This is a genomic window from Gimibacter soli, assembly GCF_028463845.1.
In the GTDB taxonomy this organism is placed as follows: domain Bacteria; phylum Pseudomonadota; class Alphaproteobacteria; order Sphingomonadales; family Kordiimonadaceae; genus Gimibacter; species Gimibacter soli.
In genome coordinates this window covers 3,461,386-3,478,259 of sequence record NZ_CP116805.1, presented here as the reverse complement: position 1 = coordinate 3,478,259, position 16,874 = coordinate 3,461,386, and the positions used below count along the sequence as shown (strand labels likewise).

Sequence of the window (16,874 nt, the reverse complement as noted above, 5' to 3'; positions counted from 1 at the left end):
TAGATGACTTATCAAGACGCCATCTATTTCGCGGAAACGGGAGGGCTGATCCTTCTGGTTACCCTCTTCGTGGTCGCGGTTTTCTATGCCCTTTGGCCGGGCAACAGCGCGAAGTTCAACCGGGCGGCGTCCGCGCCGCTCCGCGACGATGATGACATGCCTGCTGCCACTGGCGGCAAAGGAGACCGGTCATGAGCGACAAGCATGAAAAAGACATCGACGAGATTTCGGGTGTCGAGACAACGGGCCATGAGTGGGACGGCATCAAGGAACTGAACAATCCCTTGCCGAAATGGTGGCTCTATACCTTCTACGCCTGCATCCTCTTCGCCATCGGCTACACGATTGTGTATCCGTCGTGGCCCTTCCCGTCGAGCGACGGCTGGACCTATGTCAAAGGCACGGCCGACTATGCCCAGCGTACCGAGGTTGCCGACGAGATCGGTGCCGTGAAGGCCGAACAGGCGAAATATGTGGATGAAATCCGCAGTGCCGACTTCGCCGCCATCACGGCGAGCGACGAACTGCACGACTTCGCCCTGCAGGGTGGCAAGGCAGCCTTCGGCGACAATTGCGCGGGCTGTCACGGCTCGGGCGCGCAGGGTTTCAAGGGCTTCCCGAACCTCAATGACGATGACTGGCTGTGGGGCGGCACTATCGACGCCATCTACACCACGATCCAGCACGGCATCCGGTCGGAAACCGATCCTGAAACCCGCCTCAGCGACATGCCCCGCTTCCTCGCGGACGGTATTCTGGACCGCGACGGCGTGCTGGACGTGACCGAATATGTCCTGTCGCTGTCGGGTAAGTCGGAAGATGCCGCCCGCGTGGCACGCGGTGCGGTCGTCTATGAGGAGCAGTGTGCGGCTTGCCATATGGAAGGCGGTGCCGGCAGCCATGATCTCGGCGCGCCGAAGCTTGCCGATGCCATCTGGCTTTATGGCGGCGACCGCGCGGCGATCTACGAGACGGTGGCTTATGCCCGTCGTGGCGTGATGCCGGCATGGGCTGGCCGGTTGGACGATGCGACCATCAAGCAGCTCGCCCTCTATGTCTATAGCCTCGGTGGCGGTGAAGCCGCCCCGATGGAAGGCCGTTGAGGCCTTCTCCATAGCCAACGGTTGCGGCGGCATTGAGGGGTGCCGCCGCGATCTTCCGACGAGGCCCGAGGCCTCGAAGCCAGGTGGAAGAAAACCATGGAAAAACTGAATCCCATCAATAGCCCCCTCGGCACCCCGGATGCCGCAGCCGTCAACCGCGGCGACCAGCGCGACCAGCTTTATGCCGACCGCAAGAAGGTCTATCCGCGGCGTGTTTACGGCCAGTTCCGGATGATCAAATGGGTCGTGATGGCCCTCACCCTCTCGGTTTACTATCTGCTGCCCTGGATCAGGTTCGACCGTGGCCTCGGCGTGCCGGATCAGGCCTTCCTGATCGATTTCCCGACCCGCAAGGCCTATTTCTTCGGGCTCGAGATCTGGGCGCAGGAGGTTTACTACGCGACCGGGCTTCTGATCCTCGCGTCCCTCGCGCTTTTCCTCACCACGTCGGCCATCGGTCGTGCCTGGTGCGGCTATGCCTGTCCGCAAACGGTCTGGACCGACCTTTTCGTCCATATTGAGCGCTGGATACAGGGGGACCGCAACCAGCGTATCAAGCTCGACAAATCGCCGTGGAGCGCGAAGAAGCTGTTCCTGAAGGTGTCGACGCACCTTGCGTGGCTTGTCGTGGCGGCGCTCACCGGTGGTGCCTTCGTCTTCTATTTCGGCGATGCGCCCACGCTCGCCAAACAGTTCCTCACCGGTACAGCACCGCTGACGAGCTACCTGTTCGCGGGCGGGCTTACCTTCTCGACCTATCTTCTGGGCGGTATCGCGCGGGAGCAGGTCTGCATCTATATGTGCCCGTGGCCGCGTATCCAGGGGGCGCTCGTCGATGAAAACACCCTGCTTGTTTCCTACGACAAGAAACGCGGCGAACCGCGCGGCAGCCTGAAGGCGGCAGCGGCGGGAGACGTGCTGGGGGACTGTATAGATTGCAAGCAGTGCGTGGCGGTGTGCCCCACCGGTATCGATATCCGCGATGGCTTCCAGCTTGAATGTATCCAGTGCGCACTGTGCGTTGATGCCTGCAACGGCGTGATGGACAAGATCGAACGCCCCCGCAACCTGATCCGTTACGCCCCCGAAGAGCATGTGACGAAGAAGGGCACGAGCCTGATCTTCCGGGCCCGTACCTTCATCTATATGGGGCTCATCGTGCTGGTGGGCGGCATCATGCTGGCCTCGCTGATCGTGCGCGCGGACCTCGACGTGAACATTATCAAGGACCGGAACCCGCTTTTCGTGCGGCTGTCTTCGGGCGATGTGCGGAACGGCTATGTGATCCGCCTGATGAACAAGCAGCATGCCGACCGTCCGCTGGCGATCCGGGCAAGCGGCCTCAAAGGCCTGACGCTGCGCTCGACCGACCATGCGGAAGGCAAGGAACTGCAGGTCAGCCTGCCGCCCGATGATTCAGCGGCCTTCAAGGTGTTTGCCGTGCTGCCAGCGGACGCCATCACCGAAGGCGTGCTGACCTCCGGCAAGGGCGAAATCACTTTCGAGATTGTCGATATGGACGGCCACGTCATCTCGCGGCAGAATGCCCCCTTCAACGGACCAAGGTCATGATTTCCATGTCGGAACCTCAAGAAAAAGGCCGGTTCACCGGCCGCCATGCGCTGATTGCCATCCTCGCTTTCTTCGGTGTTGTCTTCTTCGTCAACGGATTGATGGTGTTTGAAGCGGTCGACAGCTTCTCAGGCCTTGAAACCGACGAGGCCTACAAGCGCGGCCGCGACTATAACCGCGAGATCGAATCCGCAAAAACGCAGGCGGCCCTCGGCTGGCGGCTTGGGCTTTCCACTGTCGGCGGGCCGGGCGAGGTGAAGATCGCCGTACGCTTGCGCGACAAGGCGGATGATCCGGTCTTCTTCCGCGAAGGCCGTGTGCTGGTACGCCGACCCGCGCGGCAGGATTTGGATGAAGTCATCATCCTGCAGCCGACCGGTGAGGGCCGCTATGAGGGGCAGGCGAAGATGCCGCTCGAAGGCTGCTGGCGCCTGCGGACCGAGTTTGAACGCGACGGGCTTGTCGTCTTCCGGCAGGACGACGCCGTGATGATCGGCGAGAATGTCCCCGCGCGCTGTGAATGATCGATCGCTGAAACGTCATGAGTGAAGCTGCTCTCAATCCCTATATCCGCCCCGTGGAGGGAGGCCTCGCCGAAGCCGAGCTTCTGGTGCCTTCCATGCACTGCGCCGCCTGCATTTCGAGGATCGAGAAAGGCCTTGGCGGGGAAGACGGGATCGACCGCGCACGGGCGAACCTGACGACTCACCGGGTCAGTGTGCGCTTCAATCCCGGAACGCTCGATCTTGACGCCCTTGTCGGCAAGCTCGGCGCGCTCGGTTTCCCGGCGACACCGTTCCGTGCAGCGGTTGACAAGGCGGGCACCGACCGGGAGGCCCGCCGCCTGCTGATCGCGCTCGCGGTCGCCGGCTTCGCCACCATGAATATCATGCTCTTCTCGGTATCCGTCTGGGACGGCAGCGAGATGGATATGGGCACGCGCGGGCTGTTCCACTGGGTGTCCGCGCTCATTGCCCTTCTCGGCATTTCGGTTGCTGGCCAGCCCTTCTTCCGCAGCGCGTGGGAAGTGCTGCGCACCGGCCACACCAATATGGATGTGCCGATCTCGCTCGCGGTGATCCTTTCCTATTTCGCCAGCATCGGGGAGGCCATGCGCGGGGCCGAACATGTCTATTTCGACGCCGGCGTCATGCTTCTCTTCTTCCTCCTCATCGGGCGTTATCTTGATCACCGGATGCGGGCGAAGGCATCGGATGCCGCCCAGAACCTGCTGGCACTGAAGGCCGTGCCCGCCACGGTGCTGGAACCTGATGGCACCCACCGCACCATGCCGGCAGACGAGGTGGAAAAAGGCGCGCTTGTGCTGGTCGCCACCGGCATGCGGGTACCGGTCGATGGCATTGTCGAGGACGGCACCAGCGATATCGACGCCTCGCTTGTAACCGGCGAAACCATGCCGGTGACAGCAGGCAAAGGCACCAAGGTGTTTGCGGGTACGCTGAACCTCAATGCCCCGATCAAGGTGCGGGTCGAAGGGCGCGGCGAAAGCACGCTGCTGGCCGAAATCGTCCGCCTGATGGAAGCCGCCGAACAGGGCCGGGGCCGCTTCGTGCGGCTCGCTGACCGGCTGGCGCGGCTTTATGCGCCGGTCGTCCATATCCTTGCCGCCATCACGTTCCTTTCATGGTGGGGGCTCATGGACGCCCACACCGGCCTGATGCGCGCGATTGCCGTGCTGATCATCACTTGCCCCTGCGCGCTTGGCCTTGCCGTGCCTGTGGTGCAGGTGGTGGCCGCCGGGCGGCTCCTCATGGCTGGCGTTCTGATCAAGGCGGCAGACGGGCTGGAGCGTCTCGCCACCATCGATACGGTCGTGTTCGATAAAACCGGCACCCTGACGATGGGGGAGCTGACGCTTCTGGACCCCACCGCCATTGCCTCCACCGATCTCGCTTTCGCCGGTGGCCTTGCTGCCGCCAGCCGCCACCCGCTCGCGGTTGCTGTCAACAAGGCGGCGTCCAAGGGGCGCATGCCGATGTTTGATGAGGTGCGGGAGATACCGGGGGCTGGCATCGTCGGCTTTTATCAGGGCAGCGAAGTGCGCCTCGGCAGCCGCAAGCATGTGGGTGTCGGTGACGATGCTGCCGTTGCGACCGGCCCGGAACTGTGGCTGAAACGCGGGGACGCGGCCCCGGTGCATTTCGCCTTCGCCGATGATATCCGCCCCGGTGCCGCTGAAGCCATCGCCAGCCTGAAGGGGCAGGGTATCCATGTGATGCTCCTCTCCGGTGACCGGGCCGAGGTCGCCGAAAAGGTCGCAGGCGAGCTTGGCATCACCGACTGGCGGGGTAGCTGCCACCCGGATGACAAGATTGCAGCGCTTGAGGACCTGAAAGCCAAAGGCGCTCAGGTGCTGATGGTGGGCGACGGGCTCAATGACGCGCCGGCCCTGCGGGCAGCGCATGTTTCCATCTCGCCCGCGTCGGGCTCGGATGTCACGCAGACGGCAGCGGACTTTGTGTTCCAGGGCAAAAGCCTGAAGGCCGTCACGCTGCTTCTGTCGATCGCAAAGCGCACCAAGGGGCTGACGCTTGAAAACTTCGGCCTCGCCATCGGCTATAATGTGATTGCCGTGCCGCTTGCCGTGCTGGGCCATGTGACGCCGATGGTGGCGGCGATTGCCATGTCGGGCTCGTCCATCGTGGTGGTGGCAAATGCGCTTCGGCTCAGGCGCGCCAAAGCGGGGGAGGAAGCTGCATGAGCGCCCTTTTGTTCCTGATCCCTATCGCCCTGTTCCTTGGCGGGCTTGGCCTTGCCGCCTTCCTCTGGTCGATGAAATCCGGCCAGTTCGATGATCTGGACGGCGCCGCCGAGCGCATCCTCATCGACGATGACGAGGATGCGGAAACGGACGACAAGAAATCCCAAACCGAATAGCGGACTTCGAGACGCGGCCCTGCCGCTCCTCAGTCCGAACGGTGCTTGTCTCCCGTTCGTCCTGAGGAGCCCGAAAGGGCGTCTCGAAGGGCGCAGCGCTATTCCTGAACGCGCTGAAGATCCAGATGCTGGAAATCGAACGAGAAGTCGGTCAGCGGTGAGACCGGCTTCATTTCCACTTTCGTCGGCTTGCCATCGGGGCCGAACTGGAAGGTGGCATAGGCATCGGCATCAAGGGTGCGGTCATCCCAGCGCACGATGAAGGTATCGCGGTTGAAATGCACCATGTCGCCCTTCAGTTGCGCGCTGCGTTTCGAGGTCATCCTGAGTTTGCCTTTCTCGGCCGTCACCACCATGTCGCCGTACCAGGCATCGCGGTAGGTGCCGGTGTAGGCATCGGCCTTCTGGGCTTTCGACTTGGCGCCGCTGGCTGCTGCTTTGGCTTCGGCCACCACCTTGTCGGCGTTTGCCAGCCGCTCGGCATAATCTTTTTTCGATTGCTCGACCCAGTCGCCGTTATCAACACCGAGATAGGCGTCAAGAAGCTCGTTCGTTAGCGAGCGCATCGTGTAGCCGTTCATATTGTTGGTGAAGACGATGACGCCGAGGCTTTCTTCGGGCAGCAGGTTCGTATAGGTCACCATGCCGATGAGCCCGCCCGAGTGATAGACATGCAGCTGGCCGTTCATGTCATCAAGGAACCAGCCAAGGCCGTATGACTTGAAATGGGTGTTATAGGGCGGGCGGCCAAAGGCATCGCCGCCGAGCGGGGTGATGGGCGTCCACATTTCCTTGTGGCGCGCTTCCGAGAAAAGCGGCGTGCCATCAGCCATCTTGCCGCCGTTCAGCTGCACGGCTACCCATTTGGCGTGATCGGTGAGCGAACAGTTGATCGAGCCGGCCGCGGTCGTCGGGTCGCCCTTGTCGAACTTGGTGACGGTCAGTTTGCCGTCCACGGTCATGTGCGGATAGGCGCGCGGGGCATCCGCCGAAAGGCCTTCGGGCAGCGCGCGGCAGCTGTCCATTTGAAGGGGCGCGAAGATGCGCTTCTCGATAAACTCTTCCCACGGCATGCCCGAAACGCGGCCCACCACTTCACCCGCGATGATGTAGAGGAGGTTGTCGTAATCGAACTTGTCGCGGAAGGATGAAACCGGCTTCAGGTGCCGCATTGCCATGATGATTTCCTGGCGGCTGGTTTCCACCTCGGGGAAAATCAGCAGGTCCCCGGCGCCGAGATCAAGCCCCGACCGGTGGGTCAGAAGGTCCTTGATGGTAAATTCGCGGGTCACCCACGCGTCCGACATGCGGAACTCGGGGATATGGTCGATCACCCGGTCGTTCCAGCTGAGCTTGCCTTCATCGATGAGCATGGCAAGGGCGGCTGCCGTATAGGCCTTGGTATGCGAGGCGATGCCGAAGATCGTGTCGGGCGTCACAGGCGCGCCCGTTTCCACATTGGCGATGCCATAGCCTTTGGAAAAGACGAGCTTGCCGTCTTTCACCACGCCGACCGATACGCCGGGTGTTTCAAAGGCCTGCATGGCAGCAGCCACGCTGGCGTCAAGATCGGCTTCCTTGAACGGAAGGGCATCGTCCGCATGGGACGGAACGGAAAGGGCCGCAACGAATACGACACCAAGGATGGTCTGGCGCATAAAATTTCCCCCACAAAAGCAGTGGGGGAAGATTAGCGGCGGCCTAAGCCAAAGGCTATCTGCAATTCGTTCAGTCGTTCGCTGTCACGAGATCGCGGTAGGCGTGCCATGTGGCATGACCCACAAGCGGGAAAACAATCACGAGACCAACAAACAGGAATGCAATCCCGAAAGCCGACAGAAGCGCGATCAGCCATGCCCACAGCGCCATCGGCCAGAAGTTTTCGCGCACGGCCCGGATCGAGGTGATGATCGCCGTCATGAAATCGGTGTTGCGGTGCGCCAGCATCGGCACCGAAATCACGCTCACCGCAAACACGGCAAAGGCGATGGCGCCGCCGATGATGGTGCCGAGCGCCAGCATCACGGCCCCGCGCACGGTATTCAGGAGCGTCGGGATGAAATCATCGATCGGTGGGAAGGGCTGGTCCCCCCACATGATGGCGTAAAGGAGCGAGGCGATCCGCACCCAGGCGAGGAACATGAAGGCGAGCGTGAGGCCGATATAGGCAAGCTGCACGGGGGATTTGGTCCGCACGATCAGCATGTCGGCAAAGGTGACGGGCTTGCCCGTTTCCATCCGCCAGCTGGCTTCATAAAGCCCGACGGCGAGCATGGGGCCCAGCAGCAGGAACCCGGCGGCAAGCACGAGGATGAGCGCGGTCATATCCACCGACATCAGCCCGAAGAACAGAAGCACGGCAACGCCCGCAAACAGCGCGCCATACATCAGGCTGAGGCTGGCATTGGCCCAAAGGTCCTTCCAGCCAGCGGCCAGCCATTTCCATGGGCTTTCAAGCGTGATGCGGTTCAGCGCCGGCCCGGTGATCGGCTGCTTCGACAGATTGGTTGTGCTGGTGCTCATGTCTACCCCTCCCAGAGTTCACCTTGAGGGTAACTCTAACCCAATCCGGCGGCAATTTTTTGATTTGCCGCAAAGGGGGCGGGATGAGCCGCTTATTCCAGCCCGACAATCATGCGGGCGAAATCGCGGGGGGAGAAGGGTTGCAGGTCTTCGATCCCCTCGCCCACACCGATGGCATGGACGGGCAGGCTGAATTTCTCGGCGCAGGCAACGAGCACACCGCCGCGTGCGGTGCCATCCAGCTTCGTCATGACGATGCCGGTCAGTTTGGCGATTTCCTTGAAAACCTCCACCTGATGCAGGGCATTCTGGCCCGTGGTGGCATCCAGCACGATGACGGTGTCGTGCGGAGCACCGTCGAGCTTCTTGCCGATCACGCGGACAACCTTGGCCAGTTCGTCCATCAGTTCGCGGCGGTTCTGCAGGCGGCCGGCAGTATCGATCAGCAGCACATCGACGCCGTCCTGAATGGCGCGGTCAACGGCTTCAAAGGCGAGGGCTGCGGCATCCGACCCGATCTCCTTGGTGATGACAGGCACCCCGGCGCGCTCGCCCCACACCACAAGCTGCTCGACGGCGGCGGCGCGGAACGTGTCGCCCGCCGCCATCATCACGCGCTTGCCGGCATCGCGGTACTGCTTGGCGAGCTTGCCGATGGTGGTGGTTTTGCCCGCCCCGTTCACACCGGTCATCAGGATCACATGGGGCTTCAGGCCCTTGTTCACATCAAGCGGCTTGGCAACGGGCGCCAGCATGGCCTCGATCTCGGCAGCGAGGACGGTTTTCACCTCTTCCTCGTCGATTTCCTTGTCGTAGCGACCCTTGGCGAGCGCTTGCGTCAGCTTGCCCGCCACCGACACGCCGAGGTCGGCGGTGATCAGCAGTTCTTCCAGCTCTTCAAGCGTGTCGTCATCCAGCTTGCGCTTGGTGAAGATGTTGCCGATGCCCGTGGAGATCGCACCCGTGGAGCGTTTAAGGCCATCCTTCAGGCGCTGGAACCAGCTTTTCTTCTGCGTATCCGACATGGAAATCCTTGGAAACTAGATCGTTGTGCCCGCCATCACGGCATCCGAAAGCGCGGCGAGGCGCACTTTCACGAGATCGCCGGGCTCGGCCGGGCGGTCGAGGACGACGGGAATGAATTGTTCGGTATGGCCGGTGGCCTTGCCGTCGGCATCAGTGCGCTCGACGAGCACCATGGCTTCACGGCCCACGCTGGCGGCGAATAGCTCGGCGACTTTTTTCTCGCCAGCCGCACGCAGGCGCGCAGCGCGGTCCTTGCGGATCTGCTTCGGCACCTGATTGGGAATCTTGGCGGCAGGTGTGCCCTCGCGCTCGGAATAGGGGAAGACATGCAGCCAGGTGAGGCTGCAGTCGTCCACAAGCTTCAGCGAGTTTTCGAACATCTCTTCGGTTTCGGTCGGGAACCCGGCGATGATATCGGCGCCGAACACCATATCGGGGCGATGGGCGCGCACGCGGGTCGCGAATTCGATGGCATCTTCCCGCAAGTGCCGGCGTTTCATCCGCTTCAGGATCATATTGTCGCCAGCCTGCAAGGACAGATGCAGGTGCGGCATCACGCGGGCGTCGCCGGTGATGGCGTCATACAGCGGCTCGTCGACCTCGATACTGTCGATGGAGGAAATGCGCAGGCGCGGCAGATCCGGCACCAGCTTCAGGATTTTCTGGACGAGGGCACCGAGGGACGGCGTGCCCGGCAGGTCTTCGCCGAATGAGGTGATATCCACGCCCGTCAGCACCACTTCCTTGAAGCCACGGTCGGTGAGGCGTTTGATCTGGTCAATCACTTCACCCATCGGAACCGAGCGGCTGTTGCCGCGGCCATAGGGGATGATGCAGAAGGTGCAGCGGTGATTACAGCCATTCTGGATTTGCACGAAGGCGCGGGCGCGTTCGCCGAAGCCGTCGATCAGGTGACCCGCCGTTTCCTTAACCGAGAAAATGTCATTCACCGCCACACGCTCCAGCCCGTTGGTGGCGAGCGAGGCGAAGGATTTGGCTTCCAGCTTTTCCTGGTTGCCGATCACGCTGGTCACTTCTTCCATGCTGGCGAACTGGCCGGGGTCAACCTGCGCCGCGCAGCCGGTGACGACGATCTTGGCGTCGGGGCGCTCGCGCTTCAGCTTGCGGATAGACTGGCGTGCCTGACGGGTCGCCTCGGCCGTGACCGCGCAGGTGTTGATGATGATGATATCTTCAAGGCCCGCTGCCTCTGCGTGGCGGCGCATCACTTCGCTTTCATAGGCGTTGAGGCGGCAGCCGAAGGTGACGATATCGACCCCATGTTCTTTCATCGTGTCGCTCACAGCGCCACCTCGCCCGCATAGGAAAGGACGGCGTCGCCTGTCATCTGCACGCTGCCATCGGGCAACCAGACGATCTCGAGCGTGCCGCCGTCAAGCTCGACAGTGGCATGGCGGTCAGTCAGTCCGCGCCGGAAGGCGGCAACGGTGGCCGCGCACGCAGCGGTGCCGCAGGCTTCGGTGATGCCGGCGCCGCGTTCCCACACGCGCAGGCGGATATGGCCGTCTTTCACGGTCGCGACCGATACATTCACCCGTTCGGGGAACAGCGGATCGGTTTCGATCTGGGGGCCGAGGTCTTGGAGCGGCACGGCATCGGCATCTTCCACGAAGAAGACGGCGTGCGGGTTGCCCATGTTGACGGCAACCGGATCATCCAGCATGCCCATGGCATAGGGGATATGCAGCGTATCGGCGGCATGGGCGAGGGGGATTTCCTGCCAGTCGAGCCGCGCGGGGCCCATGTTGACACTGATCCGCTCGTCAGCGCGCACCGCGGACAGAAGCCCCGCTTTCGTTTCAATCGAGGCCTTGTCACCGCCATGTTCAGCGATGAGGAGTTTGCCCACACAGCGCGTGGCATTGCCGCAGGCCGCGACCTCGCTGCCGTCGGCATTCCAGATTTCCATGAAGGCATCGGCATTGGCAGACGGGCGCAGCACGACCATCTGGTCGAACCCGATACCACGGCGGCGGCTGGCCAGCCGGCGCACGAGGCCGGCGTCAAAATCGAGCGTGCGCCGGCGCGCATCGAAAATGACAAAGTCATTGCCGAGGCCATGCATCTTCAGAAAAGGCGTATGTGGCGCGCGTTCACTCATGCGCGTGCTTATAAGGCCGCAGGGGTGAAGAGTCTATTGACAGAATCTTCAGGGGAAGATGATGGGCAACAGCCAGAAGCAAAGCCCGGTGATCACGAAGCTGCCAAGGATGTTCAGGATCAGCCCCGCCTTCACCATATCCGGCACATGCAGGTATCCCGTGGTGAAGACCACCGCGTTTGGCCCTGTCGCCACCGGCAGCATGAAGGCGGATGACCCGGCGAGCGCCACGGGGGCGGCGAGATAGAGGGGGTCGATATGCGCGCTTGCGGCCAGCGCCGCCATGATCGGCACAAGGGCGGCGACGGTTGCCGTGTTGCTTGTCAGCTCCGTCAGGAAGATCACAAGCAGCGTCACCGAGAACATGATGAGGATAAGGGGCGCGGCGGTGATACCGCTCATGCTCGTGCCGAGCCATTCAGCAAGGCCGGTCGCCTGCACGGCTGCGGCAAGGCTGAGCCCGCCACCGAACAGCAGGATCACACCCCACGGCAGGCGCACGGCGGTCGGCCAGTCGAGTAGCATGTTGCCGTCCCGGTTGCCCGACGGCACCAGGAACATGGCAATGGCTCCGGCGACTGCCACATGGGTATCGTCAACGCCGGAAAGGAAGGGCAGGGCATCCTTGAAGAAGGGCAGGAAGCTCCAGGCGAAGGCCATGGCGCCCATCACCATTGCTACACGGCGCTCCGGTTTGGTCCAGCCGCCGATAGCGGCGCGTTCTTCGGCAATGACGGCGGCACCACCTGTTGCCGTTTCGGCATCGAAACGAAAACAGATGCGGGTCAGCACGAACCAGGCCAGCGGCACCATGACGGCAACAACGGGGACGGCGAAGGCCATCCATTCAAGGAACTGGATGTCGCGGCCGGTGGCATCAAGGATGAAGCCTTTTACAAACAGGTTGGGCGGGGTGCCGATATAGGTGCCAAGGCCGCCGATGGAGGCCGACCAGGCGCAGCCGATCAGCAGCGCGATCAGGAAACGGTGGCCTTCAACGCGCGGCCCGAGGATGGTTTCCGCCACTGAAATGGCGATGGGGACCACGAGAAGCGCGGTCGCCGTGTTTGAAATCCACATCGAAAGGATGGCGGACGTGGCCATGAAGCCGCCGATCAGCGCACCCGGCTTGTCGCCGGCGAGCGACAGGATGGTAAGCGCGATCCGCCGGTGCAGGTGCCAGCGCTGCATCGCCATTGCCGCGATGAAACCGCCCATCAGGAGGAAGATCACCGGGGCCGCATAAGGCCCGGTCGCCGCCTTCATGGGCACGACATCGAGCATCGGCAACATCACGATGGGCAGAAGGCTCGTCACCGGCAGGGGGATGGCTTCGGTCGCCCACCATGCCGCCATCAGCGCGGCGACAGCAACGGTCTTCCATGCCGTGTCGCTCATTCCCTCGGGCGCATCCATCAGGAGGATCAGCGCAAAGAGAAGCGGCCCGGCCACAAGGCCGATACGCTGGTAAAGTGGACGGTCGGCTGCGGCTGCCGGCGCCTGTTGGCTTGTCATCGATGCAAATCTCCCCTCAAGGGCCCGAGACTAGGGGCAAGGGTCGCGCCGATCAAGTCTGCGGCGGAGTATTGTATGCAGAAGACTGTTGGCGGGGGCCACAGCTTACGGTAAAGTGCCGGACGGGGGCCGAGTACAGAGTTTTAAGGCCAGGACATATGGATTATCTCGAGCCGATCGAGGTGCCACGCTACCCGGAAGTTGCAAAACGCTCCTGCAGGGTGCTGGTTGCCGAAGACAACAAGATCAATCAGGCCCTCATCAGCCGTTTCCTAGAACTTGGGAATTATGAGGTCAAGCTGGTGTCGAACGGATTCGATGCCATTGATGCCGTGCGCTACAGCAAGCAGCCGTTCGATCTTGTCCTCATGGATATCAAGATGCCCGGCATGAGCGGCATCGAGGCCGCCGAAGGCATCCGCTCGATCGAGGGCACGCGGGGCAACATCTGTATCCTTGCCTTCACCGCGAATGTATCCGACGAGGATATGGAGCTTTACCTGAATGTCGGGATCGATGGCGTGGTCGGCAAGCCGATCAGCCGCGACGCGCTTTTTTTGGCGATCGAAAAAGCGATGGAAAGCAAGGCCTGACTTGACTCTGCCGCCGTTCTGGCTTACTTCCGGCTCCGCTTCCTGAGAAGCCTATAGACCATCGCGCGCCCGAGGGTGCCCACCAGTCAGCGAGTTTCGCACACTGGTGCCATTACTGCTTGGTTTGGTCTGAACTGGTTTTTCAGGTGTTGAAACAAGAGTTTAGTCAAGGATACGCGACCCTATGTTCGATAGTCTTTCCGAACGTTTGAGCGGAATTTTCGATGGCCTGAAGCGCCGTGGCGCGCTGAAGGAATCGGATGTTTCCGACGCGCTTCGGGAAGTCCGGATCGCCCTCCTTGAAGCCGATGTGGCGCTGCCCGTCGTCAAGGATTTCGTCAACCGGGTGAAGGACAAGGCCATTGGCCAGTCGGTCCTGAAGTCGGTGACGCCCGGCCAGCAGGTCATCAAGATCGTCCATGACGAGCTTGTCGCCATGCTCGGTGCGGAAGCCAGCGGCATCAACCTTCTCGGTGTGCCGCCGGTCGTGATCCTGATGGTTGGTCTGCAGGGCTCGGGTAAAACGACGACCACCGCCAAGCTCGCCAAACGCCTGACCGAAAAGGAAGGCAAGAAGGTGATGATGGCGTCGCTGGACGTCCGCCGCCCGGCAGCCCAGGAGCAGCTGAAGGTGCTTGGTGAGCAGATCGGCGTGAAGACGCTGCCGATCGTTGCGGGCCAGATGCCGGTCGATATCACCCGCCGCGCGATGGATGCCGCGCGCCTGCAGGGCTTCGACGTGCTGATGCTGGATACCGCCGGCCGCCTGCATGTAGACGCCGAGCTGATGGCCGAAGTGAAGGCCGTGCGTGATGCGAGCCAGCCGCTTGAAACGCTGCTCGTCGCCGACAGCCTGACCGGTCAGGACGCGGTGAATGTGGCCAAGGCGTTCGACGGCGAGGTCGGCATCACCGGCGTGGCGCTGACCCGTATGGACGGCGACGGCCGTGGTGGTGCTGCGCTTTCGATGCGCGCCGTGACCGGCAAGCCGATCAAGCTTGCGGGCTTCGGCGAGAAGATGGACGCGCTTGAGGATTTCCATCCCGAGCGCGTGGCAAGCCGTATCCTTGGCATGGGCGACGTGGTCAGCCTTGTCGAGAAAGCGGCCGCGACGATCGAGAAAGAAGACGCCGAGAAGATGGCCAAAAAAATGGCCAAGGGCGAATTCGATCTGGATGACATGCGCACCCAGCTTCGCCAGATGTCGAAGCTTGGCGGCGTGCAGTCGATCCTCGGGATGCTGCCCGGCATGGGCAAGATCAAGCAGGCGATGGCCGGCGCGAGTATCGACGACAAGGTATTCCGGCGCCAGGAGGCGATCATCAATTCGATGACGCCGACCGAACGCAAGAAACCGCAGGTGCTGAATGCTTCGAGGAAGAAGCGGATCGCTGCGGGGGCCGGTGTTGAAGTGTCCGAGGTGAACAAGCTCCTCAAGGCACATATGCAGATGGCCAAGATGATGAAGCAGATGTCCAAGATGGGTAAATCCGGACGGATGCCGATGATGCCGGGGGCGATGCCGCCGGGTTTTGACAAGTTTCTCCCCTGATCTCGCGCCACGAGGTCAGGAGAGACCAGTAACCTAACGACCCGCCGTCCATAATTATCAGGAAAAAGGACGGCACTTTGAAAGGAAGACCAAAATGGCAATTGCAATCCGTCTCGCCCGTGGTGGCGCGAAGAAGCGTCCTTACTACCGCGTTGTTGTGGCTGACAGCCGTGCCTCGCGCGATGGCAAGTTCATCGAGAAAGTCGGCACCTACAACCCGATGCTCCCGAAAGACAGCGACCAGCGCGCCCAGTTCGTGACCGAGCGCATCCAGCACTGGCTGTCGAAAGGCGCCCAGCCGACCGACCGCGTTGCTCGCCTCCTCGAAAAAGCCGGCCTCGTCGAAGGCAAGACCCGCAACAACCCGAACAAGGGCAAGCCGGGCCAGAAAGCTGTCGAGCGCGCTGAAGAGAAAGCCCAGAAGATCGCTGACGCCGCTGAAGCTGCTGCCGCTGCTGCTGCCGCTCCGGCTGTTGAAGAAGCTGCCGCTGAAGAAGCTCCGGCTGCTGAAGCTGCTGCTGAAGAAGCGACCGAAGCCTGAGGCTTTTCGCGACTTCCGACTGAATACCATCATGCCGGGCCAGCCCCGGCATGATGTGTTTGTGGCCCCCTTTGGGATCTGATCGCCATGTCCAACGGTTCAACCGAACGCCGCAACCAGGGCCTTGAAGAAGGCTGGGTCTGTGTGGGTGCCTTTGGCCCCGCCCACGGTGTGCACGGCGATATCAAGGTTCGCGCCTTCACCGAAAACCCGACCGACCTTTTCGCCTTCAAGGCCTTGCATCGCGGCGCCAACGGCCCGCTTGTGAAGCTGAAAAAGAAGCGCGACGACAAAGACGACGGTTTCGTTGTCACGGTCGACGGGGTGAAGACCCGCGAAGACGCGATGGCGCTGAAGGGCCGCAAGCTGTTCGTGCCGCGCGAGGCACTCGATGACCTCGCCGACGAAGACGAATTTTACCTCGCCGACCTCATTGGCCTCACGGCCGAGGACGAGGGTGGCACCGAGATCGGTTTTGTGCGCGCCGTTGAAAACTTCGGCGCCGAAGATCTGGTCGAGATCGTACTGAAAGCGCCCGTCGAGGGCATCGGTCGCTTCGCGTTCGTGCCCTTCCGCAAGGTCTTCGTACCTGTGGTGGACATCAAGGGCAGCCGCCTCGTCATCGCCTTCGCCGACTGGGTGGAAGCCATGAAAGAAGGCGGCTTTGCGCCGGAATCCGAAGAGGGCGGGGACGGGGACGACGCATGAATCCGATGTTCACCGCACAGCTCCTGACCCTCTACCCGGATATGTTTCCGGGAACCCTTGGCCAGTCCCTTGCAGGCAAGGGTCTGGATGAGGGCAAATGGGCGCTGAAAACGCTGGACATCCGGGACTTTTCGAGCGATAAGCACCGCTCCGTGGACGACACCCCAGCTGGTGGCGGCCCCGGTATGGTGCTCCGCGCCGATATTCTGGGCATGGCGATCGATGCGGCCCGGGCTGAAGCAGCGCCTCAATGGCCGCTCCTTTATCTCAGCCCTCGCGGCCGCCGCTTCGACCAGAATGAGGCGGTGCGCTGGAAGGATGCCGGCGGGGTGACGCTGATCTGCGGTCGCTTCGAGGGCGTTGACCAGCGCGTGCTGGAAGCCCGTGGTGTGGAAGAAATCAGCCTTGGCGATTTCATCCTCTCGGGCGGCGAGCCGGCGGCGATTGCCATGCTGGATGCGGTGGTGCGGTTGCTGCCCGGTGTGATGGGTGCAGCCGAAACGCTGCATGAAGAAAGTTTCGAGTGCGGGCTCCTTGAGTATCCGCACTATACCAGGCCGGTGGTCTGGGAAGGCCGGGAAATCCCGGAGGTGCTCACCAGTGGGCACCACAAGAAAATCGCCGAGTGGCGGCGACAACAAAGTGAAGAACTGACCAGGTTACGTCGGCCCGATTTGTGGTCGTCCTATGTCCGGGGCAAGAAAGAAGCAAAGGACTAAAC

At 62.1% G+C, this 16,874-nt stretch carries 17 protein-coding genes; 11 read left to right on the top strand and 6 right to left on the bottom strand.

The genetic code is table 11. The features are described 5' to 3' along the window. Nucleotides 1–3 precede the first annotated feature (3 nt). From PH603_RS16045 to ccoS, 6 genes are all read left to right on the top strand, one after another. The gene (locus PH603_RS16045; protein WP_289503771.1) at nt 4–195 is read left to right on the top strand and encodes a cbb3-type cytochrome c oxidase subunit 3; all 192 of its coding nucleotides are present in this window, start codon (nt 4–6) and stop codon (nt 193–195) included. Beyond that, nucleotides 192–1,103, top strand: coding sequence for a cytochrome-c oxidase, cbb3-type subunit III (ccoP, locus tag PH603_RS16040; protein WP_289503770.1), 912 nt, complete (start codon nt 192–194; stop codon nt 1,101–1,103). The genes PH603_RS16045 and ccoP overlap by 4 nt, the downstream gene beginning before the upstream one ends. Before the next feature lie 96 nt (nt 1,104–1,199). Beyond that, on the top strand, nt 1,200–2,675 hold the full coding sequence (gene ccoG, locus PH603_RS16035; protein ID WP_289503769.1) for a cytochrome c oxidase accessory protein CcoG: 1,476 nt from the start codon (nt 1,200–1,202) through the stop codon (nt 2,673–2,675). A 5-nt stretch (nt 2,676–2,680) separates the two neighbouring features. Further along, a complete protein-coding gene (locus PH603_RS16030) occupies nt 2,681–3,199 on the top strand; it encodes a FixH family protein (protein ID WP_289503768.1) in 519 nt (172 codons plus the stop codon). Between the two features lie 17 nt (nt 3,200–3,216). Further along, nucleotides 3,217–5,397, top strand: coding sequence for a heavy metal translocating P-type ATPase (locus PH603_RS16025; protein ID WP_289503767.1), 2,181 nt, complete (start codon nt 3,217–3,219; stop codon nt 5,395–5,397). After that, nucleotides 5,394–5,573, top strand: coding sequence for a cbb3-type cytochrome oxidase assembly protein CcoS (ccoS, locus tag PH603_RS16020; RefSeq protein ID WP_289503766.1), 180 nt, complete (start codon nt 5,394–5,396; stop codon nt 5,571–5,573). Before PH603_RS16025 ends, ccoS begins: the two co-directional genes overlap by 4 nt. Nucleotides 5,574–5,671: 98 nt before the next feature. Here ccoS and PH603_RS16015 read toward each other — a convergent pair whose 3' ends face one another. The 6 genes from PH603_RS16015 to PH603_RS15990 form a co-directional block, all read right to left on the bottom strand. Then, nucleotides 5,672–7,231, bottom strand: coding sequence for a serine hydrolase (locus PH603_RS16015; RefSeq protein WP_289503765.1), 1,560 nt, complete (start codon nt 7,229–7,231; stop codon nt 5,672–5,674). 70 nt (nt 7,232–7,301) lie between these two features. Beyond that, entirely contained in the window at nt 7,302–8,096 is a 795-nt protein-coding gene (locus PH603_RS16010) for a DUF2189 domain-containing protein (protein ID WP_289503764.1), read from the bottom strand. 92 nt (nt 8,097–8,188) lie between these two features. Continuing rightward, nucleotides 8,189–9,121, bottom strand: a complete 933-nt coding sequence (ftsY, locus tag PH603_RS16005; RefSeq protein ID WP_289503763.1) for a signal recognition particle-docking protein FtsY — start codon at nt 9,119–9,121, stop codon at nt 8,189–8,191. Nucleotides 9,122–9,136: 15 nt separating this feature from the next. Further along, nucleotides 9,137–10,414: a tRNA (N(6)-L-threonylcarbamoyladenosine(37)-C(2))-methylthiotransferase MtaB gene (gene mtaB / locus PH603_RS16000; protein ID WP_289503762.1), complete on the bottom strand. Its 1,278-nt coding sequence runs from the start codon at nt 10,412–10,414 to the stop codon at nt 9,137–9,139. A gap of 8 nt (nt 10,415–10,422) precedes the next feature. Beyond that, complete coding sequence (gene dapF, locus PH603_RS15995) at nt 10,423–11,244, bottom strand: diaminopimelate epimerase (RefSeq protein ID WP_289503761.1); 822 nt, start codon at nt 11,242–11,244, stop codon at nt 10,423–10,425. A 48-nt stretch (nt 11,245–11,292) separates the two neighbouring features. After that, nucleotides 11,293–12,759, bottom strand: coding sequence for an SLC13 family permease (locus PH603_RS15990; protein ID WP_289503760.1), 1,467 nt, complete (start codon nt 12,757–12,759; stop codon nt 11,293–11,295). 158 nt (nt 12,760–12,917) lie between these two features. Here PH603_RS15990 and PH603_RS15985 point away from each other — a divergent pair, with 158 nt between their 5' ends. The 5 genes from PH603_RS15985 to trmD all read left to right on the top strand — a co-directional run bounded on the left by PH603_RS15985 (nt 12,918) and on the right by trmD (nt 16,872). Continuing rightward, nucleotides 12,918–13,352, top strand: coding sequence for a response regulator (locus PH603_RS15985; RefSeq protein ID WP_289503759.1), 435 nt, complete (start codon nt 12,918–12,920; stop codon nt 13,350–13,352). A gap of 184 nt (nt 13,353–13,536) precedes the next feature. Next, on the top strand, nt 13,537–14,904 hold the full coding sequence (ffh, locus tag PH603_RS15980) for a signal recognition particle protein (RefSeq protein WP_289503758.1): 1,368 nt from the start codon (nt 13,537–13,539) through the stop codon (nt 14,902–14,904). Nucleotides 14,905–14,998: 94 nt separating this feature from the next. Next, nucleotides 14,999–15,445, top strand: coding sequence for a 30S ribosomal protein S16 (gene rpsP, locus PH603_RS15975; RefSeq protein WP_289503757.1), 447 nt, complete (start codon nt 14,999–15,001; stop codon nt 15,443–15,445). An 87-nt stretch (nt 15,446–15,532) separates the two neighbouring features. Next, entirely contained in the window at nt 15,533–16,153 is a 621-nt protein-coding gene (rimM, locus tag PH603_RS15970; RefSeq protein WP_289503756.1) for a ribosome maturation factor RimM, read from the top strand. Continuing rightward, nucleotides 16,150–16,872: a tRNA (guanosine(37)-N1)-methyltransferase TrmD gene (gene trmD, locus PH603_RS15965; RefSeq protein WP_289503755.1), complete on the top strand. Its 723-nt coding sequence runs from the start codon at nt 16,150–16,152 to the stop codon at nt 16,870–16,872. The genes rimM and trmD overlap by 4 nt, the downstream gene beginning before the upstream one ends. Nucleotides 16,873–16,874: the final 2 nt, after the last annotated feature.

What these genes read in the sequence shown, in the direction of transcription:
- PH603_RS16030 (WP_289503768.1), top strand. Translation starts at nt 2,681, where the DNA reads ATGTCGGAACCTCAAGAAAAAGGCCGGTTCACCGGCCGCCATGCGCTG.
- PH603_RS16045 (WP_289503771.1), top strand. Translation starts at nt 4, where the DNA reads ATGACTTATCAAGACGCCATCTATTTCGCGGAAACGGGAGGGCTGATC.
- PH603_RS16010 (WP_289503764.1), bottom strand. Translation starts at nt 8,096, where the DNA reads ATGAGCACCAGCACAACCAATCTGTCGAAGCAGCCGATCACCGGGCCG.
- trmD (WP_289503755.1), top strand. Translation starts at nt 16,150, where the DNA reads ATGAATCCGATGTTCACCGCACAGCTCCTGACCCTCTACCCGGATATG.
- dapF (WP_289503761.1), bottom strand. Translation starts at nt 11,244, where the DNA reads ATGAGTGAACGCGCGCCACATACGCCTTTTCTGAAGATGCATGGCCTC.
- ccoG (WP_289503769.1), top strand. Translation starts at nt 1,200, where the DNA reads ATGGAAAAACTGAATCCCATCAATAGCCCCCTCGGCACCCCGGATGCC.
- rimM (WP_289503756.1), top strand. Translation starts at nt 15,533, where the DNA reads ATGTCCAACGGTTCAACCGAACGCCGCAACCAGGGCCTTGAAGAAGGC.
- PH603_RS15990 (WP_289503760.1), bottom strand. Translation starts at nt 12,759, where the DNA reads ATGACAAGCCAACAGGCGCCGGCAGCCGCAGCCGACCGTCCACTTTAC.
- ffh (WP_289503758.1), top strand. Translation starts at nt 13,537, where the DNA reads ATGTTCGATAGTCTTTCCGAACGTTTGAGCGGAATTTTCGATGGCCTG.
- ftsY (WP_289503763.1), bottom strand. Translation starts at nt 9,121, where the DNA reads ATGTCGGATACGCAGAAGAAAAGCTGGTTCCAGCGCCTGAAGGATGGC.
- mtaB (WP_289503762.1), bottom strand. Translation starts at nt 10,414, where the DNA reads ATGAAAGAACATGGGGTCGATATCGTCACCTTCGGCTGCCGCCTCAAC.
- PH603_RS15985 (WP_289503759.1), top strand. Translation starts at nt 12,918, where the DNA reads ATGGATTATCTCGAGCCGATCGAGGTGCCACGCTACCCGGAAGTTGCA.
- PH603_RS16025 (WP_289503767.1), top strand. Translation starts at nt 3,217, where the DNA reads ATGAGTGAAGCTGCTCTCAATCCCTATATCCGCCCCGTGGAGGGAGGC.
- rpsP (WP_289503757.1), top strand. Translation starts at nt 14,999, where the DNA reads ATGGCAATTGCAATCCGTCTCGCCCGTGGTGGCGCGAAGAAGCGTCCT.
- ccoS (WP_289503766.1), top strand. Translation starts at nt 5,394, where the DNA reads ATGAGCGCCCTTTTGTTCCTGATCCCTATCGCCCTGTTCCTTGGCGGG.
- PH603_RS16015 (WP_289503765.1), bottom strand. Translation starts at nt 7,231, where the DNA reads ATGCGCCAGACCATCCTTGGTGTCGTATTCGTTGCGGCCCTTTCCGTT.
- ccoP (WP_289503770.1), top strand. Translation starts at nt 192, where the DNA reads ATGAGCGACAAGCATGAAAAAGACATCGACGAGATTTCGGGTGTCGAG.